At 71.9% G+C, this 23,182-nt stretch carries 19 protein-coding genes; 9 read left to right on the top strand and 10 right to left on the bottom strand.

Annotated features, from left to right (window positions below; genetic code table 11):
* Nucleotides 1–3 precede the first annotated feature (3 nt).
* Nucleotides 4–1,245 (top strand): ABC transporter ATP-binding protein, encoded by a 1,242-nt coding sequence (locus VF289_RS16610; protein ID WP_330885053.1) that lies wholly within the window; start codon nt 4–6, stop codon nt 1,243–1,245.
* Entirely contained in the window at nt 1,242–2,327 is a 1,086-nt protein-coding gene (locus VF289_RS16605) for an oligopeptide/dipeptide ABC transporter ATP-binding protein (RefSeq protein ID WP_330885052.1), read from the top strand. Before VF289_RS16610 ends, VF289_RS16605 begins: the two co-directional genes overlap by 4 nt.
* A 71-nt stretch (nt 2,328–2,398) precedes the next feature.
* Here the strand turns inward: VF289_RS16605 and VF289_RS16600 are convergent, their stop codons facing one another.
* Together VF289_RS16600 and VF289_RS16595 are read right to left on the bottom strand one after the other, a co-directional pair.
* Nucleotides 2,399–3,460: a Gfo/Idh/MocA family oxidoreductase gene (locus VF289_RS16600; protein WP_330885050.1), complete on the bottom strand. Its 1,062-nt coding sequence runs from the start codon at nt 3,458–3,460 to the stop codon at nt 2,399–2,401.
* 71 nt (nt 3,461–3,531) lie between these two features.
* Nucleotides 3,532–4,500 carry a Gfo/Idh/MocA family oxidoreductase gene (locus VF289_RS16595; protein ID WP_330885048.1) on the bottom strand — a complete coding sequence of 323 codons (969 nt, stop codon included), beginning with the start codon at nt 4,498–4,500 and terminating at the stop codon, nt 3,532–3,534.
* A gap of 305 nt (nt 4,501–4,805) precedes the next feature.
* On the opposite strand from VF289_RS16595, the gene VF289_RS16590 reads away from it, so the two are divergent.
* The 3 genes from VF289_RS16590 to VF289_RS16580 all read left to right on the top strand — a co-directional run bounded on the left by VF289_RS16590 (nt 4,806) and on the right by VF289_RS16580 (nt 7,003).
* The gene (locus tag VF289_RS16590; RefSeq protein WP_330885046.1) at nt 4,806–5,387 is read left to right on the top strand and encodes an HAD family hydrolase; all 582 of its coding nucleotides are present in this window, start codon (nt 4,806–4,808) and stop codon (nt 5,385–5,387) included.
* Nucleotides 5,384–6,133: an NPP1 family protein gene (locus tag VF289_RS16585; protein WP_330885044.1), complete on the top strand. Its 750-nt coding sequence runs from the start codon at nt 5,384–5,386 to the stop codon at nt 6,131–6,133. Before VF289_RS16590 ends, VF289_RS16585 begins: the two co-directional genes overlap by 4 nt.
* A gap of 78 nt (nt 6,134–6,211) precedes the next feature.
* Nucleotides 6,212–7,003 (top strand): GNAT family N-acetyltransferase, encoded by a 792-nt coding sequence (locus VF289_RS16580; RefSeq protein WP_330885043.1) that lies wholly within the window; start codon nt 6,212–6,214, stop codon nt 7,001–7,003.
* 28 nt (nt 7,004–7,031) lie between these two features.
* Here the strand turns inward: VF289_RS16580 and VF289_RS16575 are convergent, their stop codons facing one another.
* Nucleotides 7,032–7,280: a hypothetical protein gene (locus VF289_RS16575; RefSeq protein WP_330885041.1), complete on the bottom strand. Its 249-nt coding sequence runs from the start codon at nt 7,278–7,280 to the stop codon at nt 7,032–7,034.
* 306 nt (nt 7,281–7,586) lie between these two features.
* On the opposite strand from VF289_RS16575, the gene VF289_RS16570 reads away from it, so the two are divergent.
* Both VF289_RS16570 and VF289_RS16565 read left to right on the top strand, forming a co-directional pair.
* Nucleotides 7,587–7,997, top strand: a complete 411-nt coding sequence (locus VF289_RS16570; RefSeq protein WP_330885039.1) for a hypothetical protein — start codon at nt 7,587–7,589, stop codon at nt 7,995–7,997.
* A gap of 82 nt (nt 7,998–8,079) precedes the next feature.
* Nucleotides 8,080–9,195 (top strand): PLP-dependent cysteine synthase family protein, encoded by a 1,116-nt coding sequence (locus VF289_RS16565; RefSeq protein ID WP_330885037.1) that lies wholly within the window; start codon nt 8,080–8,082, stop codon nt 9,193–9,195.
* Between the two features lie 114 nt (nt 9,196–9,309).
* Here VF289_RS16565 and VF289_RS16560 read toward each other — a convergent pair whose 3' ends face one another.
* Nucleotides 9,310–10,167, bottom strand: a complete 858-nt coding sequence (locus VF289_RS16560) for a hypothetical protein (protein ID WP_330885035.1) — start codon at nt 10,165–10,167, stop codon at nt 9,310–9,312.
* A 296-nt stretch (nt 10,168–10,463) separates the two neighbouring features.
* On the opposite strand from VF289_RS16560, the gene VF289_RS16555 reads away from it, so the two are divergent.
* Entirely contained in the window at nt 10,464–11,240 is a 777-nt protein-coding gene (locus VF289_RS16555) for a CDP-alcohol phosphatidyltransferase family protein (RefSeq protein ID WP_330885034.1), read from the top strand.
* Here VF289_RS16555 and VF289_RS16550 read toward each other — a convergent pair.
* The 6 genes from VF289_RS16550 to VF289_RS16525 all read right to left on the bottom strand — a co-directional run bounded on the left by VF289_RS16550 (nt 11,224) and on the right by VF289_RS16525 (nt 22,572).
* Nucleotides 11,224–12,591 carry an acyl-CoA dehydrogenase family protein gene (locus VF289_RS16550; protein ID WP_330885031.1) on the bottom strand — a complete coding sequence of 456 codons (1,368 nt, stop codon included), beginning with the start codon at nt 12,589–12,591 and terminating at the stop codon, nt 11,224–11,226. The two genes, VF289_RS16555 and VF289_RS16550, sit on opposite strands and share 17 nt — an antisense overlap.
* Complete coding sequence (locus VF289_RS16545; RefSeq protein ID WP_330885029.1) at nt 12,591–13,808, bottom strand: acetyl-CoA C-acetyltransferase; 1,218 nt, start codon at nt 13,806–13,808, stop codon at nt 12,591–12,593. Before VF289_RS16545 ends, VF289_RS16550 begins: the two co-directional genes overlap by 1 nt.
* 134 nt (nt 13,809–13,942) lie before the next feature.
* The gene (locus VF289_RS16540; RefSeq protein ID WP_330885027.1) at nt 13,943–14,500 is read right to left on the bottom strand and encodes a GNAT family N-acetyltransferase; all 558 of its coding nucleotides are present in this window, start codon (nt 14,498–14,500) and stop codon (nt 13,943–13,945) included.
* A gap of 57 nt (nt 14,501–14,557) precedes the next feature.
* Nucleotides 14,558–15,436 carry a PRD domain-containing protein gene (locus tag VF289_RS16535; RefSeq protein WP_330885026.1) on the bottom strand — a complete coding sequence of 293 codons (879 nt, stop codon included), beginning with the start codon at nt 15,434–15,436 and terminating at the stop codon, nt 14,558–14,560.
* Between the two features lie 102 nt (nt 15,437–15,538).
* On the bottom strand, nt 15,539–17,680 hold the full coding sequence (locus tag VF289_RS16530) for a glucose PTS transporter subunit IIA (RefSeq protein WP_330885024.1): 2,142 nt from the start codon (nt 17,678–17,680) through the stop codon (nt 15,539–15,541).
* A gap of 269 nt (nt 17,681–17,949) precedes the next feature.
* A complete protein-coding gene (locus VF289_RS16525) occupies nt 17,950–22,572 on the bottom strand; it encodes a lamin tail domain-containing protein (RefSeq protein WP_330885022.1) in 4,623 nt (1,540 codons plus the stop codon).
* Between the two features lie 301 nt (nt 22,573–22,873).
* On the opposite strand from VF289_RS16525, the gene VF289_RS16520 reads away from it, so the two are divergent.
* Complete coding sequence (locus VF289_RS16520; protein ID WP_330885020.1) at nt 22,874–23,176, top strand: hypothetical protein; 303 nt, start codon at nt 22,874–22,876, stop codon at nt 23,174–23,176.
* Nucleotides 23,177–23,182 lie beyond the last annotated feature (6 nt).

Genomic DNA, 23,182 nt, shown 5'->3' with positions numbered 1-23,182 from the left:
ACGATGCCCGCTGGATCGCCCGAGGACGGCGCCCTGTCCCTGACCGACCCGCAGCCGCTGCGCCGCAGCACGACGTCCGGGGGCCGAGCCGACTCCCGGCGCGGAGCCCTTCCCGGGGGCGGCGTCCTCCCCGCGCCGGCGCCGCCCGCCCTCGGGCGCACCGTGCTGGAGGTGGAGGAGCTGCGCATCCATCTGCCCACCGAGAACGGGCTGCTGAAGGCGGTCGACGGAGTGACCTTCGCCCTCCAGGTGGGCCGCACGCTGGGGCTCGTCGGCGAATCCGGATCGGGCAAGTCGCTCACGGCGAAGACCCTGCTGCGGCTGAACCCGCCGCAGTTCCGGGAGTCCGGGCGCATCACGCTGCAGGGCACCGCGCAGGACGAGGAGGTGGACCTGCTCGAGCTGAGGCGGGACGGTCCCGCGATCCGCTCGGTCCGCGGCCGGCGCGTGGCGATGATCTTCCAGGAGCCGATGTCCGCCTTCAGCCCGCTCTACACGATCGGCGACCAGATCATGGAGGCGGTGCTGCTGCATCGCACCGCCGACCGGGACGAGGCCCGCACGATCTGCCTGGAGATGATGCGGAAGGTCGGCATCGGCGATGCCGGGCGGCGGATCGACCAGTACCCCCACGAGTTCTCCGGCGGCATGCTGCAGCGCGCGCTGATCGCGATGGCGCTGTCCTGCGAGCCGGAGATCCTCATCGCCGACGAGCCCACCACCGCGCTGGACGTCACCATCCAGGCCCAGGTGCTCGAGCTGATGCGGGAGCTGCAGCAGGAGTTCGGGATGGCGATCCTGTTCATCACCCACGACCTGGCCGTGGTCGCGGAGATGTGCGACGACGTCGCGGTGATGTACCTCGGCGCCATCGTGGAGCAGGCCGAGGTGCGGGAGCTGTTCAGGCACCCCCGCCATCCCTACACCCAGGGGCTGCTGCGTTCGATCCCCCGACTGGGGGCGGGCCGGTCGGAGCGGCTCTTCGCCATCGAGGGCACCGTCCCGCAGGCGATCGACATGCCGCCGATGTGCGGCTTCGCCGACCGCTGCACGCAGCGGATCGAGGGGGTGTGCGACACCGCCCGACCGGTCCGGGTCGAGATCGCACCGCGGCACGCGGTGCGCTGCTTCCTCCATGATCCGCAGAGCGTGCACGAGTCCCGCGGCGACCGGGACCGACGCGAGGGCCACGGCGAGCACGGCACCGACGACGACCACGGCACCCACGAGGAGAGGACGGCATGACGGAGCTGCTGCGCATCGAGAATCTCACCAAGGAGTTCCGGGTGGGGGCCACGGCGTTCCCCGCGGTGGACGACGTCTCCTTCGCCCTCCGGTCCGGGGAGACCCTGTCCGTGGTCGGCGAATCCGGGTGCGGGAAGTCCACCCTGGGTCGGGTGATCGTGCGCGGGATCGAGGCCAGCTCCGGCACGGTCGTCTACACGCCGCCGGCCGACGGGGCGGGAGCGGACACGGATGACGCCTCCGCCGCCTCCCGGGAGGTCGACTTCCTCTCCCTGCGCGGGCGCCGCCTGAAGCGGTTCCGCCAGGACATCCAGATGATCTTCCAGGACCCGCTGTCCTCCCTGGATCCCCGGATGACGGTGTTCGACATCATCGCCGAACCGCTGCGCGCGACGGCCAGGCCGCCCGCCCCGGTGGTGCGCGAGCGGGTGTGGGACATCGCGAAGAAGGTGGGCCTGGATCCCTCGCACCTGCGCCGTTACCCGCACAGCTTCTCCGGCGGGCAGCGTCAGCGCATCGGGATCGCCCGTGCGCTGGTGACCGGGCCGAAGGTCATCGTGGCCGATGAGGCGGTCTCGGCGCTGGACGTGTCGATCCGCGCCCAGATCATCAACCTGCTCAAGGATCTGCAGCGCGAGCTCGGCATCGCCTACCTGTTCATCGCGCACGACCTCTCGATCGTCGAGTACATCTCCGACCGGGTGGCCGTGATGTACCTGGGCCGGATCGTCGAGATCGCCGCGACCGACCAGCTGTTCTCCACGCCCCACCACCCGTACACCGAGGTGCTGCTCTCGGCGGTCCCGCAGCCTGATCCGGAGGTGCGTCGCGAGCGGATCGTCCCCAAGGGCGAGGTGCCGAGCCCCACCGACCGGCCGCCCGGCTGTCTGTTCTCCACCCGCTGCCATTATGCGAGCGAGCTGTGCCGCACCACGGTCCCCCCTCTCGTCGAGGTCGAGGACGGTCACTTCTCCGCCTGCCACTTCGCGAAGGAGCTGGCCCTGCGCGGGCTCTCCGCCGTCGCCCCGGACACGGCGGACACCGCGGAGGCCGAGGAGGACCGGTCGGTGCCCACGGGGTGACCCCGCAGGGAGCCGTGCGTGACCCCGCAGGGCACCGAGGGTGACCCTGCAGGGCGCCGTGCCCGTCGGGCTCAGATCGTCTCGACCGCTTCGAGCACGCCGCTCTCGCCGCTGCGGTAGGCGGCCAGGATGATGCTGAGCACGTCGATGCCCTCGACGTGCGTGTGCAGCGGCCGACGGCCGGTCCGCAGGCACTCCACGAAGTCCGCGATCTCGGCGGCGAAGGGGTCCGTGGGGCGGTGCGCGTAGACGAGCTCCGCCTCGGAGTCCCGCAGGATCACCCGCAGGGTGGTGCCGTCCGAGCTCAGTGAGCCCTTCTCGCCGACCACCGAGAAGCGTTCGGTCCCTGGCGCCTTGTGGTACGCCCAGGAGGTGGCGAGCTGGCCGACGCTGCCGTTGTCGAAGCGCACCAGCACCTGCGCCGAGTCCTCGCCCTCCATGAAGCGGAGCCGGTGCGTGGAGAGCATCGCGAACACGCCGGCCGGCCGCGCGCCGCTCAGGTGCAACATCAGGTAGGTGGGGTGGTAGCCGGTGTCGATGAACTCGCCGCCGCCGGAGGTCGCGGCGTGGGCTCGCCATCCCATGGTCGAGGGGTCGAAGTCGTTGAAGAACTCGTCCGTGGTGCGCACGCCGTAGATGGTGCCCAGGGCGCCGGAGTCCACGAGCTCCTTGGCCTGGGCGACGGCGGGGAGGAAGAGCTTGTTGTGCGCGCACATCAGCGTGACCCCTGCCCGCTCCACCGCCACCCGCACGGAGCGGGCCTCCTCCGCGGTGAGGCAGAGCGGCTTCTCGCACAGGATGTGCTTGCCCGCCGCGGCGGCCGCGACGATCGCGCGATGGTGCAGATGATGCGGGAGGCAGATGTCGACCGCGTCGATCTCGGGATCCTCGATGAGCTCGAGGAAGTCGGTGTAGCCGGTGGCGCCGGTCTCCGCCGTGCGCAGGGCGAGGGTCTCGGCGTCGGTGTCGGCGATCGCGGTGAGGCGGGCCGCGTCGCCGAGCGCGGCGTACCCGCGCAGGTGGGCGCGGGCGATGTTGCCGCCGCCGAGCAGGCCGATGCGGACGGGGCCGTCCCCGAGCGGTGCGGGAGCGGAGCGGTCGAGGGTGGTGCGGTGAGGGGCGGTGTCGGTCATGGTGTTCCTCGCTCGATGGTCGGGACGGCGCTGGGGGTCGTGAGGTGGGCCGCGGAGGGTGCAGGAGGTGGTCAGCGCTCCGACGCGTAGGCGGCGGTGGCCAGTCGGGTCAGGGCGCGTGCGCGCTCGAGGTTCTCGGGGGTGCGGGTTCCGCCGCGGATCGCCTCGATCCACTGGGCGAAGGGGTGCGGGTCGTTCGGCGGCAGGTGGACGTCCCGCCAGCCGTCGGCGGTGCCCCGCTGCAGGCGCGGCGCGCCGACGCCGTACAGGAGCGAGCCCTCGGTGCCGTGGATCTCGAGGGTGAAGTGGCTCCTGCCCGTGACGAAGCTGGCTTCGATCACACCGATCGCACCGTCCTCGGTGGTGACCGCCACCGAGGCGCCGTCCTCGACCCCGCGTCCGGTCACATCGGTGAAGGTCGAGGTCACTGAGGTGAACTCGGTGCCGAGGATCAGCTGGGTGAGGTACATCGGATGGGCTCCCAGGTCGATGAACACACCGCCCAGCGCCTCCTCGGCGTCGTAGAAGCGGGCGGGGAGCCAGTCGCCGATCGCACCGTTGTGGGACAGGCGCACGCGGGAGTAGGTCAGCCGGCCCAGCGCCTGCTGGTCGAGCAGCTCGCGCACGGCACGGGCATAGCCGTGCGCGAGCCGCGGGAGCGAGACGGTCAGGACGACACCTGACCCGTCGGCGGCCTCCTCGGCGGCACGGATCAGGGCGTCGCACCCTGCGAGAGTCGGGGAGAGGAGCTTCTCGGTGAAGACGTGCTTGCCGGCGGCGAGCGCGGCACCGATCACGGCATCGTGGTCACGAGTGGCCGTGGTGACGGTGACGGCGTCGAGGTCGGGGCGGCTCAGCAGGGCGTCGAGGTCCGTGGTGGCCTCGACGCCGTGCGCTGCGGCGAGATCGGCGCCGCGCGCGCCGTCGTCGTCCCAGCCGGCGATCAGCGCGGTGCCGGGGTGCTCGTCCGCGGCGCGGGCGTAGTCCTTCGCATGGACGTGCCAGGCGCCGAGGACGGCGAGGCGGAGCGGGGAGGTCATCGGGAGTCTCCTGGATCGGCGGAGGGGTCCCGTGCACGGTAAGGGCCTCCCATGCGGCGCTCCGAGAGCTGGCGGACCACCTGGCACGAAGTTCATCGACCATTCATCGTGGCAGGTGGGGCCACGAATATTCAGTGCCCGACGCGTCGCTCGTTCACCCTCGTCGACCATTCAGTTCAGCATGGCGCCACGTGCCGCCCCTATCGTCGTCGGTGCTCCTGGGACTATATTTCCGGGACGCGGCGACGATCGGGATGCTCTCGGTCGGCGCGAGATCCCCCGATGGCATCGCGAACAGGATTCCCGTGACCGAGAAAAACCTCATCGTCCTCCTCGACTGCGGTGACACGATCATCGACGAGGGCACCGAGATCCGTGACGAGCGCGACGTGGTCCTCTCCGGCGACGTCCTGCCGGGCGCCGACGCCATGGTGAAGGGCCTGGTCAGTGCCGGGTACCGCGTGGCGCTGGTCGCCGACGGGCGTTTCGCCTCCTTCGAGAACCTGCTGTCGCAGCACGGGTTGTTCGAGCTGTTCGAGACGGCGATCTGCTCCGAGCAGATCCGTGCCTCGAAGCCGAGCCCGAGGATGTTCAGGGCCGCGCTGGGCGCTCTGGACCTCTCCCCCGAGGACGCCTCACGCTGCGTGATGGTGGGCAACAATCTGTCGCGGGACATCGTCGGCGCGAACCGTCTGGGGATCACCAGCATCCACATGGCCTGGACGGATCGCTATCCGCGGGTGCCGGCGGATGCGGAGCACGTCCCGGATCACACGATCACGATGCCGGATCAGCTGCTCCCGCTCCTCGACCGGCTCGAGGCTCAGCTGTCGGCCTCCGATGCCCCGGCCGCTCCCGACGCGCCGCTCACGGCTGCAGCGCGATGACCGCTCGCTCCGCGCCGTCGTCGCCGTCGACCCCCGCCATCGCGACCGTTCCCGCCGGGGAGCTGATCGGGTTCGACGAGGTCCCCGCGCACGAGCCCCGCCAGCTGCACGCGAAGCGGTTCCAGCCGTACCTCACTCCGTTGACCGGCTGCGTCCCCCACCCCGGGGTGGACGCCCGGGGCCGCATCAGCGCAGGTCTCGGTCTGGACTCCGTCTCCGACGGCTGCACGGACTCGCCGGGGCAGACCTACTCCCGCTCGGTGAGCCTGGACGAGTACCGCGCCATCGTCTATGCCTGGTACTTCCCCCGCGACTGCCCCTCCCCGGGACGCGGCCACCCCCATGACTGGGAGGGCGCGGTGGTCTGGCTGCGCGGCGAGGGCGAGGACGCGGAGATGCTCTCCTTCAGCTACTCCCAGCACGGGCGCCTGTTCACCCTCGCACCCTCGGAGGGCACCACGCACGAGGGCCGGCCGATGCTCGCGTACAGCCGCTACGGGGAGCAGGTCACCCATTCCATGTGGCTGCACGACTCCCCCGGGGAGCTGTTCCCGCTGATCGACTGGGAGGATCTGACCCCCGCGGCGCGCACGGCGCTGAACCACGGCGACTACGGTGCGGGGACCCCGCTGATGCGCGACGGCGCCTTCGAGCACAACGTGTACCACTCCTGGGCGGGGGATCCCGCGCTGATCATGGATCTCAGGAATGGCACCCGGCCGGGCGGAGCGCGCCGACGGGAGTAGCGTGTCGGCGTCGACGCCGCGGGCTCCGGCCCAGGCGGCCTCGGCGCCCTACCGACCCTGACCTGGACGAGGATCTGCATGCCCCTCTCGGACCCCTCTCCCGCCGAGCCCCTGCACGTGAGCGCCCGCGTCCCGGAGGCCCCTGCCCCGGACGGTCCGGGCCCGTCGCCGTCGGCCGCACCGGGAGCGGTCGGCGACGACGTGCTCGACAATCCCACCTGGTCCTCGCTCACCCGGCATCACCGCGGCCTCGCCGAGGGCAACGAGCACGTGCTGCGCTACCCCGAGGACGTCTCCCCCTTCGTCGGGATCCGGGACTGGGAGCATCCGGACGTGTGGGACGCGATCCTGGACGTGTTCGGTCACGGCGCGGAGGTAGGGGTCTCGCACGCCGATCCGCTGCTGCCTGCGGGCTGGACCCCGGTGTTCTCCATCCCCGGGGTGCAGCTGGTCCAGACCGAGCGCCTCGTGCCCCGGCCCGACGAGGAGGCGGTGGAGCTCGGCGCCGAGGACAGCGCCGAGATGCTCGCGCTGGTCGAGCGCACACGGCCCGGTCCGTTCCTCCCCCGCACCCACGAGATGGGCCGCTATGTGGGCCTGCGTCGCGGCGGGGAACTGATCGCGATGGCCGGCGAGCGCCTGCATCCGGACGGCTGGACCGAGATCAGCGCCGTCGCGGTGGACCCGGAGCATCGCCGGCAGGGACTCGCCTCGCGCCTGGTGCTCGACGTCGCCTTCCACATCCAGGAGCGCGGCGACAGCGCACTGCTGCACGCCTCGGCCGCGAACACCACCGCGATCGCCGGCTACGAGAAGCTCGGCTTCGCCCTGCGCAGGCGGCTCACCTTCGGCGCGGTCCGCACGCCGTGACAGCGACGGCAGGCGCGGGCACGTGCGCTCACAGGCCCAGCGCCTCCGCAGAGCAGGTCTCGGTCTCGATCTGCGCGCCGGTGATGCGGAGCTCACCCTGCGCCGTGAGGACCAGCTCGGCCCCGTGATCGTCCTGGGCGCTCACCTGATGGAGCGCGCCCTGGTGGGATGCACGGGAGCGACGATCGATCAGAGCACCGGGACCGCCCATGCAGCACTGGACAACTCCCGCGCGGGCACGGACCCGCTCGTCGTGGAGGTCGCCGCCGGTGAGCATATCCTGCTGCCTGACGGGCAGCTCGACGTCGCCGCCATCCACCCCTGGCATCCGCCCCGACAGGCAGGGGTGGAGCTGCGCTGGTGGCCGCTCGCGCTCCCGGCCGACCGAGACGCATCGGACGGGGGACCGGGGCGACCACGGAGGTGCAGTCCTTCCTGCGCAGACGGCGTGCGGCGGCCGTGGTCCGTCGGCGCCCCGCGCACGCCGCACATCCCGCGACTTAGGAAAGGCTTGCCTCACTTCCGGCAGGTGGCTAGCGTGTGCCGGACCATCCGCCGCGCCATCCTTGCATCGAGGAGCACCATGGAGCCGTCCCACTCCCGCCACGCCCTGATCGCCGACGAACAGGACGTCCCCCTGCTGCGTCTCCTCCTGGCCTCCTTCCCGTCGGACGCCGTGGGGGAGGTGATCCTCGAGCTCCCGGACACCGCAGGAGGGCACCCGCAGGAGACACCGTTCCTGCCGGTGCCTTCCGGCATCACCGTCCGGCACCTCCGTCGCAGCACGGACGAGCAGCCCGGCCTCGCCGCCTGCACGGCGCTCGCCGCCTGGGTCGAGGAGTGGGTGCTCGACGAGCACGCGACGGCCGAGGGCCACACGATCTTCGTCGGGATGCCGGACAACGCCCTGGTCGAGCACTGCTGCGAGCGACTGCTCGATCGCCGCCCCGGGCTCCACATGCACCGACCCCGCCGCCTCGGAGCACCGCTGTGAGCGCGCGTCCGGGCCATCGACCCCGGGCAGGACCCTGAGGGCCGTTCCCCGCCGCCGCCCCGCCACCCGCTACGGTCGTCGCATGAACATCACGACGGCGTGGCCGCAGCCTCTCGAGGACATCGACCGCAGTGACGAGAGCCTGCGCGCCTGGGTCGCGGAGAGGATCCACCGACTCGACGCCGACGGCAGGCGCAGCGCCGACACGCACCTGGTGGCCCTCGACCTGCCCACGAACTGGGACATCCAGCTGTATCTCAAGGACGAGTCGACCCACGCCTCGGGCAGCCTCAAGCACCGCCTCGCCCGCTCTCTGTTCCTGTTCGCCCTGGTCAACGGTCAGCTGCGGCCGGGGATGCCGGTGATCGAGGCCTCCTCCGGATCCACCGCGGTCAGCGAGGCGCACGTGGCGCGGATGCTGGACATCCCCTTCGTCGCGGTGATCCCCCGCGGCACCAGCGCCCGCAAGGTCGCCCTCATCGAAGCGGCCGGCGGGAGCTGCCACGTGGTCGAGAGCGCGGAGCTGATGAGCCGGGAGGCGCAGCGCCTGGCAGACGCGCAGGGCGGGCTGTTCCTGGACCAGTTCACCCACGCCGAGCGGGCCACCGACTGGCGCGGGAACAACTCGATCGCCGTCAGCGCCCTGTCCCAGCTGGAGCTCGAGCCCCATCCGGTGCCGCGCTGGATCGTGGTGGGCGCCGGCACCGGGGGCACCAGCGCGACCTTCGGGCGGCTGCTGCGGTATCGGCGCCTGCCCACCTCTCTGTGCGTGGCGGATGTCGAGAACTCCGCCTTCTTCGAGGGGTGGGCGCAGCAGGACCCGACGGTCACCACCGCGCACGGCTCCCGGATCGAGGGGATCGGCCGTCCGAAGGTCGAACCGAGCTTCGTGCCCGGGGTGGTCGATCGGATGATCCGGGTCCCCGACGCCGCCTCGGTCGCCGCGGCCCGGTACCTCTCGGGGCACCTGGGCCGACGGGTCGGCGCCTCGACCGGGACGAACCTGATGGCTTCCGCTCAGCTGATCACGCAGATGCGCGGGCGCGGCGAGACCGGGTCGGTGCTGACGCTGCTGTGCGACCCCGGGGACCGCTACACCGACACCTACTTCGACGACGACTGGGTCGCCGCGCAGGGCTGGGACCTGGGCCCTTGGCAGGACGCGCTCGCGAGGATGCTGCCGCTCGGGAGCCGCTGAGTCGGACCGGGACCGCTTCCCCCGCTGCGGGCGTCGGCGGTCGGCGCTCTCGCGCACCCCGACGGGCCGTGCGGCTCCCACCGCACGTCCCGCACCCCCGGAACCGACCGCCTCTCAGCTCTGGGGCAGTCGGGTGAACAGGTAGGCGTCCCGGTCACCGTGGTACGCATGCTGGGCGGTGGCGATCCAGGTGCCGTCGCCGCCGCCGTCCGGCGTACCGGTCACCTGGCACAGCCCGTGCTCGCCGCCGTCGGCCACCTCGCAGCCGATGTCCAGATCCGTAGGCAGCTCGCCGTCCATGCTGCGGCCCATCATGACGCCGCTCAGGGCGGCGTCCTCAAGGTCCTCGGGCGTGACCGCGGCGATGTCCAGGCCCCCGATGCTCTGCAGCCCGAGTGCGGCGTCCGGGGCGGCCGCGAGATCGGCCCCGCCCTCGCCACCCGCGCCGAACAGCAGCGCCGTGTTGCCGAACCCGGTGCTGACCAACCGGACCTGGGCGGACATCGTCCCGTCCGTACTGTCGGCATCGACGAAGGTGCAGCTGGAGGCCGATCCGCCCAGGACGGCCTCACCCTCACACCGGGCGTCCAGCCCCGCGAGGAACTCGGTGCCCTCGATCCGGTCCGCACTCATGGAGTCCACCGCCGCATCGCCATGCAGGTGGACCATCGCGAGATAGGCGGTGGCATCCCCCGGGGCGAAGCGCTCCGTCGAGACGGTACCGGCCCAGATCTTTGGCGTCGTCACCCTTGGCGTGGAGTCATCGCCGTTCTGGTCCTGCTCATCACGGTCCCTGTCCTGATTCCCGTGCGCCCCGACGGCGACGTGCACGTCGGACCGACCATCGCCGCCTCCGGCGGCCGTGTCGACGGCGGTCGGTCCGACGGCGCCGCAACCGGCCGCGAGCGCGGCGACCGCCCCGATCGCGAAGAGGCCCGTCCGCCGGCGGCGAATGCTGGTGGTGATGCTCATGGTGCGTCCTTTCCCCCTGGGGAACCGCCGACGACGACGCCGTCGACCCGTCGTGCGCGGCCGCCGGAACGACGACCACACGGTGGACTTTACGATCTCATGACCTTTGCGCGCTCCCCTCTTTACAACTCCTTCGCATCCCTCCATCCGGGATGCTCGCCGTGCCGCACTCTCGGCCTGGGCCGGGCTCTGTCGCCGCGACGTCACCGGTCCGGGCTGGGCGGCTGCGCGAGGGGGAGGGGGCGCGGTGGATGGGGAGCAGCCCCTGCGCGGACGGCCCGTACTACCCTCGCTGCATGACGTTGCCGCGCCGCGACTTCTCCCCTCCCCGAGTCCTGCACCGGGTGGGGACCGTCCTTGCGCTCCTCGTCCTCGGGCAGCTCGCCGCGGCGAGCGCGGTCCTGCTCCTCGCCGCGCCGGTCCAAGTGCTGCTCGCCGTCGTCGCGCTCCTGTGCGCACCGGCTCCGGCCCTGGTCGCCGCCGCGACCCTCCGACCGCGCTCCCCCGGCGGGGTGACCGTCGCCGATCTGCTGACGCTGCTGCGCCACCTGGCGGCCGGCGCGCTCGCCGCCTCGGCCGTGCTCGCTCTCGGCGGGGAGCTGCCCCCACGCTCCTGGCCTCTCGCGCTCCTCGTCGGCGCCGCCCTCGCCACCGACGCCCTGGACGGCCCGGTGGCCCGGCGCACGCGCACCGCCGGTCCGGTCGGGGCCCGCATCGATATGGAGGCCGATGCCGCGCTGGTGCTGGTGCTCTCGCTGCTCGCGGCGGTCGTGGTGGGGCCGTGGTCGCTCGCGATCGGACTGATGCGCTACGCCTATGTGGCCGCATCGTGGGTCCGGCTGGCCTTTCGGCGGCCGCTGGCCTTCAGCCAGCTGCGTCGCGTGATCGGCGGCTTCCAGGGCGTCGCCCTGCTTACCGCGGTGGTGCCGGTGGTGCCCGCGCCGGTCGCCACCGCGGTGATCGCGCTCGCGCTGGGGCTGCTGATCGTCTCGTTCGGCCGTGACGCGATCGGCCAGGAACGGGAGGAACGGCGGGATCAGCAGCAGGACCCGCCCCTCACGCGAAGGCGCTGACCCCCGTGATCGACCGGCCCACGATGAGCGACTGCATGGTGTCGGTGCCCTCGTAGGTGTGCAGGGCCTCGATGTCGCTGCGGTGGCGCACCACTCGGTTCTCCAGCAGGATCCCGGAACCGCCGAGCATGTCACGGGCGTCGGAGGCGATCTCGCGGGCCGCGCGGGTGTTGTGCACCTTGGCGAGGGAGGCCTGCTCGGGACGGATGGTGCCGGCGGCCTCGAGCTCGGCCAGCCGCACGCAGTGCAGCTGCATCGAGGTGAGGGTCTGCAGCATCGAGGCCAGCCGCACCTGGACGTGCTGGGCCTTCGCGAGCGGGCGACCGAACTGGATGCGGTGCTGGGCGTGCTCGAGCGCTGCCTCGTAACAGGCGATCGCGTGGCCGAGCGCGCCCCAGGCGACTCCGGCGCGGGTGGCGAACAGGACTTTGGAGGTGTCCTTGAAGGAGCGGGCCCCGGGCAGGCGCTGGTCCACGGGGATCCGCAGGTCGGTCAGGGTGATGTGGGCCTGGTGGATGGCGCGCAGGGCGACCTTCCCGCGGATCACCTCGGCCTCGTAGCCGGGCAGGGACTGGTCCACGAGGAACCCGCTGACCTGGCCGTGGAGCTCGGGCTGGGTCTCATCGTCGACCCGCGCCCAGACCACGGAGAGGTGACAGCCGGCGCCATTGCCGATCCAGCGCTTCTGGCCGGTCAGGACCCACTCCTCCCCGTCGCGGCGGGCGACGGTCTCCAGCGACACGGAGTCGGAGCCGTGATCGGGCTCGGTGAGGGCGAAGGCCGCGTGCTCGGCGCCGGTGGCGAGCGGCTCGGCCCAGCGCTGCTTCTGCTCCTCGGAGCCCAGCAGCATGATCGAGCGCAGGGCGAGCCCGCCCTGGACGCCCACCATGGTGCCCACGCTGCCGTCGATGCGGGAGAGCTCCATGTTCACCAGTCCCGTGGCGAGTGGGGAGAGGGTGCGGTGGCCGGGGACGTCGAGACCGTCGGTGAGCAGGTCCAGCTCGCCGAGGCGGGCGATCAGCTCGATCGGGTAGTCGCCACGGTCCCACCAGTCGTTGATCTGCGGGAGCACCTCGGCGGCCAGGGAGCGGGCGTCGGACCAGGCCTTCAGGTCCTCGCCGGCCACGTCCTGGAAGAGGGAGTAGTGGTCCGCGGCGGCGGGCAGCAGCTCGGCGGGGGTCGCCGCGGTGGCCTCTGGGGCGGAAACCACGGCGCGCTCAGTCACGACGGAGTCCCGTCGGGTCTCGTCGGTGCCGCCGGGGTTGCCGCCCAGCGAGATGTGGCCGGGAGCGGGAGCGTCCCACCCGGACTGCTGCGGGGCGGTCTGGGAGGTGGTGTCGTTGCTGGTCATCATTTGATCCTCTCGATGATGAGGGCCATGCCCTGGCCGCCGCCGACGCACAGGGTCGCCAGGCCGTAGCGGCCCTCGCGCTCGCGCAGGCCGTTGAGCAGGGTGGTGGTCATGCGGGCGCCGGTGGAGCCCCAGGGGTGGCCGAGCGCGATCGCTCCGCCGTGGACGTTGAGCCTCGAGTGGTCGATGCCGAGGTCCTCGGCGGCGGGCAGCACCTGGGCGGCGAAGGCCTCGTTGAACTCGACCAGGTCGATGTCCTCGATCGTGAGGCCTGCGAGCGCGAGTGCCTTCCGGGTCGCCTCGACGGGGCCGAGGCCCATGATCTCGGGGCTGAGCCCGGAGACGCCGGTGGCGACCACGCGGGCGAGCGGGGTGATGCCGAGCTCCTTCGCGTACTCCGCCTCCATGATCACGAGCGCGGCGGCGCCGTCGTTGAGCGGGCAGCAGTTGCCGGCGGTGACGGTGCCGTCGGGGCGGAAGACGGGGTCGAGCCCGCCCACGGCCTCGAGGGTGACGCCGGCGCGCGGGGAGTCATCGCTGCTGACCACGGTGCCGTCGGGCAGGGTGACGGGAGTGATGTCGCGGTCGAAGAAGCCGGCGGCCTTCGCGGCCTCGGCCCGGTTCTGGGAGCGGACGGCGTACTCGTCCTGGGCGGCGCGGGTGACGCCGCGCAGCTCGGCGACGTTCTCGGCGGTCTGGCCCATGGCGATGTAGGCGTCGGGCAGCTCGCCGTCCTCGCGCGGGTCGTGCCAGGGAGCGGGGATCTCGCGGCTCGCGCGCTTCTCGGTGCGTTCCCAGGCGGTCTGGAACAGCGGGTCGCGGGCGTCCTCCTCCATGAGCTTGCCGGTGCTGGAGGAGATCGACTCGACGCCGGCGGAGATCACGGCGCGCGCTTCGCCGGAGGCGATCGCGTGGAAGGCGGCGCGGGTGGCCTGGATCGACGAGGCGCAGAAGCGGGTGACGGTCGCGCCGGGCACGGCATCCAGGCCGAGGCGGACGGCGACGGTGCGGGCGAGGTTCCCGCCCTGCTGCCCCTCGGGGATCGCGCAGCCCAGCTGCAGGTCGTCGATCGTGGTGGGGTCCAGCTGCGGGACCTGGTCCAGGGCCGCCTGGATCATCTGGCCGACGAGGTCGTCGGGGCGGATGTCCTTGAGCGATCCTTTGCGGGCGCGGCCGATGGGCGATCGGGCGGTGGCGACGATGACGGCCTCGGGCACGAGGGTTCTCCTTCGACGGCGGTGTCTGGGGCGGTTGCCGGCCGGGGTCGGCGAGATGCACGATACCCGGCGTTCCTGATACTACGGGTTGCAGGTACCTCGGGGGAAGTCGAGCACCCATCGGAGCCGCCCGGTCAGAGGACCGTCGTGAGCGCCAGCAGCTCTGCGTCCGTCGGGCGGGCCGCTCGGCGGCTCCTCGTCTCGAACCCGAGCCTGTCCAGGACTCGGAGGGATGCCGTGTTCCAGGCCCAGACGGTGGCGTGCACCCGCTCGAGGCCCGCTTCCCGCGCCCACCGGACCACGGCCCGCCCGGCCTCGGTGGCATACCCCTGCCCCTGGGCCGAGCGCAGCAGCTCGAACGCGATCTCCGGGCCGGGAAGCTCGCCCTCGAGCGCCGCGGAGCCCGGCCCGCCGTCGACCAGTCCGCAGTATCCGAGGACCGCGCCGTCCGTGATGCGCTCGAGCGCCAGCAGACCGAGCCCCAGTCGCATCTCCCGGGTGCTGCGGCGGATCCAGTCCTCGAGATCACCGATGCTCGGGCGACCCTCGGCATCGATCCGGCGGTGGGCGGGCACTCGGGGATCCCGTTCGGTCCAGAGCCGACGATGGATCGCGGCCTCCTCGACCCTCCACGGCCGGAGGTTGAGGCGCTCGGTCACGAGGACCGGTCCAGCGTCGGCGGCGGCGTCCATCTGCTCAGTCAAGGCGATGCACAGCGCCTGCACAAGACGCTCCGCTCCGGGAAGGGCTCACCCCTCCGCGACGCCGCCCGGTCGCATCGCGGTGGCGGCCTCGACCTCCGTGGTCATACGGGCAACGTGCAGGGCGAGGTAGGCGATCTCGTCGTAGGAGAGGTCCTCCCCCATGCGCAGCCGCACGATCACCGCGAGCTGCTCGGCGACGCGGGAGGCCTCGGGGTAGCTCTCGCGGATGGTGCGGCTGATCAGCGACTGCTCGCCATCGAGCTGCCGGTGCTGCTGGATGCGCACGAACATGTAGCGCACGTGGGTGATGAAGCGAGCGGCGGCCATCGAGTGGCGGTCCACCTCGATGCCGAACCGCTCTCCCACGATCGCGAGCATCTGCTGGATGACCCCGGTCATCGTGTACGTGAAGGACAAATCCCCCGTCGCGAATCCCGCGTTGACCAGGTGCAGGGCGAGCGCGGTCGCCTCGTGCTCGGGCAGCGCGGGATCGACCTGCTCGTTGATCGCGGCCAGCAGCCGACGGGCCCGTTCGTGCTCCTCGGCGTAGAGGGTCCGCACCTCGGTCTCCAGCGGGTACTCGATCTCGATCCCCTGCCGCAGACGGTCCAGGGCGCCGGAGACGTGGTCCGCCACGGCGATCGCGAGGGTGGGCCGGCGCGACTCGCGGTCCTCGATCCCGGTCCCGCGCAGGGCGATGACCACGGCCCGCAGGATCTCCTGGTCGATCATCGCGAAGGCCTCGGCGAGGTGGTCGGGGTCGCGACCGTCGGCCGGGACGAAGACCTGCACGATCTTCTCCGGGTCGACCTCCTGGCCGGGCGAGGCGCGGAAGCCGATGCCGCGGCCGGTGAGGATGACGCCCTGGCCGGACTCGTCGCGGGAGAGCACGACGTTGTTGTTCAGGACCCTCAGCACCTTCATCGGCGCATCACCTCTCCAGTCTCCTCGGCCCCGGCGCAGTCCCCGGCATCGGCCGGGTGCGCGCACCCTCTGGATCGGAGGGTACGCGCACCGGGCTCCCGCTCAGCGTCGAGCGGTGACCACCGTCTCCCCGGCGGCGACCTCGGTCGCGCCCACCGCCTCGACCGCGGCGAAGGTGGTGGTATTGGGGATCGTCAGCAGGGTGATCGGGTCGTACCCGGCCTCGCGGATAGCCTCGAGATCCACGACGGCGAGGAGATCCCCGGCCGCGACCTTCTGGCCCTGCTCGACGCGGACGTCGAAGCCCCTGCCGTCCATCTTCACGGTGTCGATACCGACGTGGACCAGCACCTCGGCGCCGCCGTCGGCCAGCAGGCCGAAGGCGTGCCCGGTGCCAGCGACGGTGGCGAGCAGTCCGTCGGCCGGGGCGAGGATCCGCCCGTCGGCCGGGATGATGCCCACGCCCTCGCCGAGCGCGCGCGAGGCGAACACGGGGTCCGGGACCTCGTCCAGCGGGACCACGCGGCCCTCGACCGGCGCGGCGATGACCACCGCATCGGAGGCGGCGCCCCCGGCGGCGGGCACGCCGCTCGCACCGGAGGAAGCAACCGATCCGGCCGCGGCACCGGCCGACGCACCAGGGGCGGAGGCGCCGACGGTCGCGAGCTCGCGCTCGGCGGCGGGCTGATCGGCGGTCTGCGCTGCGGCAGGCTGCGCTGCGGCGACCGGGGCGGCCGCAGCCTCGGCGGCGTCACGGGAGGAGTTGGCCTCGGCGCGCTGCTCGGCGGTGCGGTAGTCGGAGACGTAGACCAGCGCCATGGAGACCACGAAGGCCGCCGTGATAGCGATGACGTAGGTGAGCATCGGGTCGAAGACCGGGATGGTCAGCAGCGAGGTGAAGGCGAACACGGAGGTGTTCACGCCGCCCAGCAGGCCCACGATCAGGCCGCCCACGAGGCAGCCCACGAGCATCCGCGGGTAGATGCGCTTGAAGCGCAGGTGGATGCCGTAGAGGGACGGCTCGGAGATGCCGCCGAAGAGGCCGGCGGCGAGCGCACCCGTGGCGGTCTGGCGCATCTCGGCCTCACGGTGGCGGATCGAGAGCAGCAGCACGCCGGCGGTCGCGCCGAAGCAGGCGAAGTTCCAGGCGCCCATGGGGCCCTGGATGAAGTCGTAGCCGAGCGCGTTGATGTTCTGCAGCATGAGCGCGTTCAGCGGCCAGTGCAGGCCCAGCGGCACCAGGAACGGGTACAGCAGCGGGATGAGGATCGCGAAGACGATCGGAGCGTTCCCGTTCAGCCAGGCAAGGCCCGAGCCCAGGCCGTTGCCGGCCCAGATGCCGAGCGGGCCGATGAGGAAGGCGGTCACCGGGATCATCACCAGCATGGAGAGGAAGGGGACGAACACCAGTTGCACGTTCGCGGGGAAGACGCGCTGCAGGCCCTTGTAGACCAGCGCCAGCAGGGCGACCATCAGCAGCGGCACGAAGACCTGGCCGCCGTAGTCGTTCAGCTGCATCGGCAGGCCGAACACCGTCGCGATGCACTGCTCGGTGCCGAGCAGCTCGTTGGTGGAGCAGGTGACGCCGGGGGTGCCCCCACCGATCATGCCCATGTAGTCCGGGGTCATCACCGCCGCCATCACGGCCGCGCCGACCCAGCCGTCGATCTGGAGCTTCTTCGCGGCGTTGAAGGCCACCATGATCGGCAGGAAGTACAGCACCGAGCGCCACATCGCGTCGACGAAGACCCAGGTCGCGGACTTGTCCTCGGCGCGGAAGTCGATCACGCCGAGGGCGTCGAGCACCGAGGCGATCGCGATGATCAGCGAGGCGCCCAGCAGCACGCCCATCAGCGGGCGGAAGGAGTCCGAGAGGTACTCGAAGAAGCTGTCCAGCCAGGACCACTTCCCGCGGGCACGAGACCGGATCGCGGCCTTGACCTCGGCGTCCGACTGCGCACGGGGAGTGCCGCCGGCCGCCATCGAGGGCAGGTTCATGATCTGGGTGTGGACCCCGGCGACGGCGCCGCCGATGACCACCTGGAACCGGTCACCGGACTGCGGCACCGTGCCCATGACCTCGGGCAGGGCGTCCAGGCCCTCCTGGTCCACCTCCCCTCCGTCGTGGAGCTGGAACCGCAGCCGGGTGGCGCAGTGGGTGAGGCTCTCGATGTTCTCGGGACCCCCGACGCCGCGGACGATCTCCTCGGCGGTCGACGTGCTCCCTGGGGCTGAGCTGCTCATGATGCGTCCTCGCATCCTTCCTGAAGCGGGCCGGACCCGCCGCTGGCAGGTTCCGGGCAACAAAAAAGACCCGGGTCCCGCCGAGTGCGCGAGGGCGCACGGAACGGGTCCCAGGTCTTGCTCCCCCGCCGAGGCAGGGGATGACAATCCGGTGGTCGATGAACTCTGAGGTTCGGGGAGGAACGTTAGCAGGCTTCCGCCGGAGCGCAAGCCCGGGCAGGGAGGAGCAGGTCAGCCCACGACCTGCTCCGCCCCGGCCCGCCGGCCGCTCAGACGGGCGACGCGCCCGACGTCACCGTTCCGGACCTGCCGGGCTTGCCGGGCGCGGCCGGCGTCCCCGGGCCCCCGGCATGGTCCGGCTTCCCTGGCTTCCTCGGCTTCCCCGGCTTCCCGCCGCCGTTCTGCGCACACTCCGGACCGCCCGGGGTGAGCGTCAGCTCGCGCACCTCGGAGCGGGCCACCCCGCCGTGCGGGTCGGTGACCAGCGCGTACCAGGAGTGCGTGCCGAACCCGAGCGAGGAGACGTCGACGGTGACCGTCGACGCGGCCTCGCCGCCCTCGGTCGCCACGCCTTCGACCAGCGCGAACTCCTGCTCGCCGAGCACGTCGGCGCTGAACTCGAGAGTGCTCAGCTCCTTCTCCTGCGGCGTGATGCCGAGCTGCTCGTAGGAGACCGCGAAGTCCTGATCCTCGGGGGTGAGGGTCGGGTCGTCGCTCGAGTACTGCTCGAGCGAGGGCGAGTAGGTGCGCACCAGCATGCGCTCACCCTCGTTGTCGAAATGGAGCAGGCGCAGGAAGCCCTGGCCGCCCTCCGGCAGGCCCTGGTAGTCGAACAGCATCTGGGTGACCTCGCGGTCCGTCGTGCCGTCGCCGTCGTCGTCGAAGGAGTCCACCCGTGTGTGGGCGTCGTGGTAGTGCCCGCTCATCACCATGGAGACGTTCGGGTTGGTGGCCACGACCTCGTCCTGGATCTGCTGCGGGATGGGACCGAGACCGCCGGTGGTGAGCATGTACTCGTGCAGGTTGAGGATCGCGGTGCGCTCGGGGTACCTGGCGAGCATCTCGTTCATCCACGCGATCTCCTCGTCACCGGGGCCCCATCCCTGGGAGACGACGACGAAGTCGACGCCGCCGGTGCTGAACAGGGTGACGCTGCCGCGGTTGTCCTCGTAGAAGTCGCCGTACCAGGGGTTGTCCTGGTAGCGGTCCTCGCCGAAGAAGGTCTTGTACTGCGTGTAGTCGTTGGACATGCTGCCCACGTCGTGGTTGCCGGCGATCACGTTGTACGGCAGCTCGGCGTCATCGAGCATCCGGTAGGCGGGATCGGCGTTGGCCCACTGCGCGGGATCGTCGTACTCGTCGACGATGTCCCCGGTGTGGAAGAGGTACTGGAGGTTCAGCTCCTCGCGCTCCTCGAGCAGGAACTCGTGGATGTTCAGCTGGTGCTCGTAGAACTCCTCGTTGTAGTACTGCGTGTCCGACTCCCACGCGAGCGTGAAGTCGTACTCGCTGCGGTCGGTCGCCTCGGGGTGGTGCGGGGTGACCGCGGATTCCCGAGTGGAGAGGTCCGCCCCGGACCAGCCGACGGAGTGCTGGACCACGGCCCGCACCTGCCCGTCCACCACATGGCCGCTGGTGGGCGCCACCTCGTCGAAGGCGACCGTGCCGTCCTCGGCGGCGAAGGTGTGGGCGATCTCCACCAGCTCACCGGTGGCGGCACTCTCGAGCAGCAGCCGCACCCGGGCTCCCGGGTCGGCGGCGCCCGACCAGGTCAGGCGCACCTCGGCGCCCTCGGACGCGGAGTCGGGGACGTCCACGGCGAACTCGTGGAAGGGCAGGGCGTCCACGGAAGCGGTCGTGTCCCCGGCGGTCAGCGTCTCGCCGGTGCGCTCGGCCGCATCGGCGTCGCGCACCTCGCCGGCGACGGCGCCGACGGTGCCCTCGGCGAGGGACGCACTGGTCCCGGCCCGGAAGGACACGTCCAGCAGGTCGCCGGAGGGGTCTGCGACCTCGACGGCGACGGACTGGTCTGAGCAGACCGGGACGGTGGTGCCGTCCTCCGTGAGCGCCGTGACCGACGGGGTCTCCTCCGGGGTGACGAGGGTGCGGGTCTCGGTGCTCTCGTTGCCCAGGGCGTCGACCGCGGTGATGACGAAGGTGTGCTCACCGGGCTCGAGGTCCAGCGAGGAGGTGGTGTGAGGGAGCTCGATCGCCTCCCCGTCGAGGGTGGCGGTCACCTCCTCGACGCCGCTCCCGGCGTCCTGGATGTCGGCGCCGAGGGCGAACTCGCCCTGGTACGTGATGCCGTCCTCGATCCCGGAGGTGATCACCGGTGCGGTGTTGTCCACGACCACGATGCGCTCGATGCTGTGCCCGGATTCATCGGTGCCGGTCAGCAGATGCTCGCCGTCCTCGACGGCGGTGGTGTCCCAGGTGATGGACTGGGCGGTGAAGGCATCCTCGGGCAGTGTGAAGACCGCATCGAGCAGGTCGTGCTTCCCGGCCGAGTCGCCCATGGCGATGATCTCAGCGGGGTCCTCGTGGCCGGCGGGGCGCAGGGTGCGACCGTCGGGCAGGACCAGGCGCAGGTCTCGGATCGAGAAGTCGTCGTTGTTCTCGTCCTCGTCGATGCCGGGGTAGGCCTTGGTGCCCGCGGCGACGGTGACCACGAGCTGATCGCCCTGGACCACATGCTGCAGCGGCACCTCTGCGTCGACGGTCACCCAGTCGCCGTAGAAGCCCTCGTCGAAGATCTCGACGACCTCGTCGCCCACCAGGATCCCGTTGCGGAAGTAGACGTCGGTCTGGCTGGCGCCCATCGCGAACACGGGGGCGGACTCGAGCGCCGGGACGGCGTCCGTGCGAGCGTCGCCGTCGATGGCAAGGCGCACGGACGCCGGGTGCTCGTCCCCGGCGACGGAGACGGCGGTGGTGCCGGAGACGAACTCGCCCTCGTCGAGGTTCATCCGCAACGGTGCCGTGTCCACGCCGGTCAGGCCCACGCGCGTCGTCTCGGTGCGGGTCTCGTGGGTGCCGTCGGAGGCGACCAGGTAGTACTCGAACCAGCGCTTGCCGGTGAGGTCCGGGGCCGGGATCGCATGGTCGAAGCGGTCGCCGTCGGTGCGGCGCAGCGTATGGGCGACGAAGTCCTCGTCCGCGCTCGAGCGCAGGTGCAGCGTCACGGTGCGGGCCTGGACGTCATCGGTGACCTCGTGGCTGATGACGGCGTCGGCCGACGGGTCGAGCTCGTCCGCGGTGAGGTCCGTGACGTCGGGGGCCTGCTCGTCGGCGGGCACGGCGACCAGCTCGGCCGGGACCTGCGTGGGGTCGACGGTGCCGGGGCTGGCCGGTGCCTGCCCGGTGAGGGCGCCGAGGGAGAAGTCCGGTTCCTGACCGTCGGTGGTGCCTCCGGTGCGGTACTGGATGCCCTGGTCAGCGGTGGTGTCGTCGGTGCCGGAGACGTTGTAGAAGACCCGATGGATGCTGTCACCGGTGCGGGTGGTCAGCTCCAGCCCGCGGCCGCTGCCATTGGCCATGCCGGCGGTGGCGGTCTCCACGACGGTCAGGGCTGCGGGGTCCACGCCGTAGTGGGCGGCGAAGTCCGCCGTCGTCAGGGCGTCGTTGGCGCCGTTCTTCACCCAGATCACGACGGCGCCGCCGGGCTCGACCACGGCATCGTCCGGGACCAGCGGCCAGTCCGCCGCGTTCGTGATGGTCACGCCGTCGCTCGTGTACAGGTAGCGCAGCGCGTGGTCCACGAGGGAGATGGGGGCGTCGGTGGCGTTGTACAGCTCGATGAACTCGTAGCCGTCGGCTCCGCCGACGTTGCTGGAGTCCGGGGTGACCTCGGTGATCTGGAGGTGGCCGACCGGGGAGTCCGCGGGGGGCGCGGCCGGCGACCCGGCGGGCTGCTCGGGCTCCGCAGGCTCCTCCGGGGTCGTCGGCTCCTCGGGCTCCGTCGGCTCCTCCGGGGTCTCCGGCTCCTCGGGCTCCGTCGGCTCCTCCGGGGTCTCCGGCTCCTCGGGCTCCGTCGGCTCCTCCGGCGTCGTCGGCTCCTCGGGCTCCGTCGGCTCCTCCGGCGTCGTCGGCTCCTCGGGCTCCTCCGGCGTCGCCGCGATGAGCTGCTCCGGGTCGGTGGCGCCCGGCGTCGCGTCGGCCGGGCCGGAGAACAGCGCGGCGGAGAGATCGTCCGCACCGGCCGGGAGGCGGAAGTGCGCGCTCTGGCCGACGGCGACCGATCCGGCGGGGTAGTAGCTGCGGGTGACCTCAGCACCGGCGGGGTCCAGCACTCGGATCCCGCGGTCGCCGCCGTTGGCCATCCCGGACTGCCCGGTCGCGCGCACCACCTGTGCGTCCTCCCCCGCACCCCAGTGGGCGAGCAGGTCCGACTCCGCGTGCGCGAAGGAGTCGACCGTGCTGGTCTCGTAGCTCAGCCACACCACGAGAGAGGCTCCGGGCGCGAGGTCGACGCCCTCATCGAGGACGAGCGGCACGTCGCGTGCCGTGTCCGTGGCGTCGACGTAGACATAGGAGAAGCGATGCCCGTCCTCACCACCGAGACGCACCGGCGTCGCCGAGATGTTCGTGACCTCGAAGAACTCGAAATCGTCGTAGCCGACGGTGTCGGGAGCGATCTCCGTGACCAGCAGCGGCGATGCGTCGGCCACCTCCGCAGCATCCGTCTCCGCAGTGTCCGGGGCACCGGGCAGAGGTGCCGCGTGCGCCGCCGGGGCGGAGAGGCCCTGGAGGGAGCCCGTCCCGGCCAGGGGCAGAACCGCCGGGCCGACGGCGAAGGCGGCGCCCGCCAGCAGAGCGACGGCGGCGCGACGGGCGTGCGCGCCTCCGGGGCCGGTGGGGAGGGCGCGCGGGCGCGCCGGCATGGCAGGAGGCATGTCAGATCCGTTCCGGAGGAGGAGGGAGCGCGGCGCGAGGTCGCGGCGCCGATCGGGGAGTGCGCGGGGCGGATCAAGTAGTAACCGGCACAGGCGACCACCCGGTGACGGGAACATGTACCCGGCGACTCGGTCGCATAACGGTGCCGCCGCAGCGGCTCGGGGCGCGGCGGCGGTCACCGGGGCGCCACCGGGGTCCCACCCGGGTCGCGGTCCTCCCCCGCAGGATCCGTCTACGGGAGGAGGGGCTCGCGCTCCCAGAGGGACGCCGTCGGGCCCTGCCCGCGGTGAGAGTGGAGGCATGAGAAACGCGACCATCGCCACCAGCCGCACCCGAGCCACCACCGAGCACCTCATCGACTACCGCCCACTGCCCACAGCCTGGGGAGACCGCGCCGCGCTGCAGGAGGTCCGCGCCGCCAAGGCCCGCGTCGCTGAGCGCGGATTGGATCGCAGCACGCTGGAGATCGCCGCGCCGTCCGAGCAGCATTCCCATTCTGCGACGACGCGCCGCCGCCGCGGGGACCTGTTCGCGGCCCTGCTGCGCGAGCTCGGGGGTCATCGCCGGCCGCGACACAGCCGCAGGCATCTCGCGACCGCCTGACCACTC

It is taken from the genome of Brachybacterium sp., from assembly GCF_036379615.1.
Taxonomy (GTDB): Bacteria; Actinomycetota; Actinomycetes; order Actinomycetales; family Dermabacteraceae; genus Brachybacterium.
The sequence above is the reverse complement of the archived record's forward strand: the minus strand, read 5'-3'. Positions and strand labels throughout refer to the sequence as shown.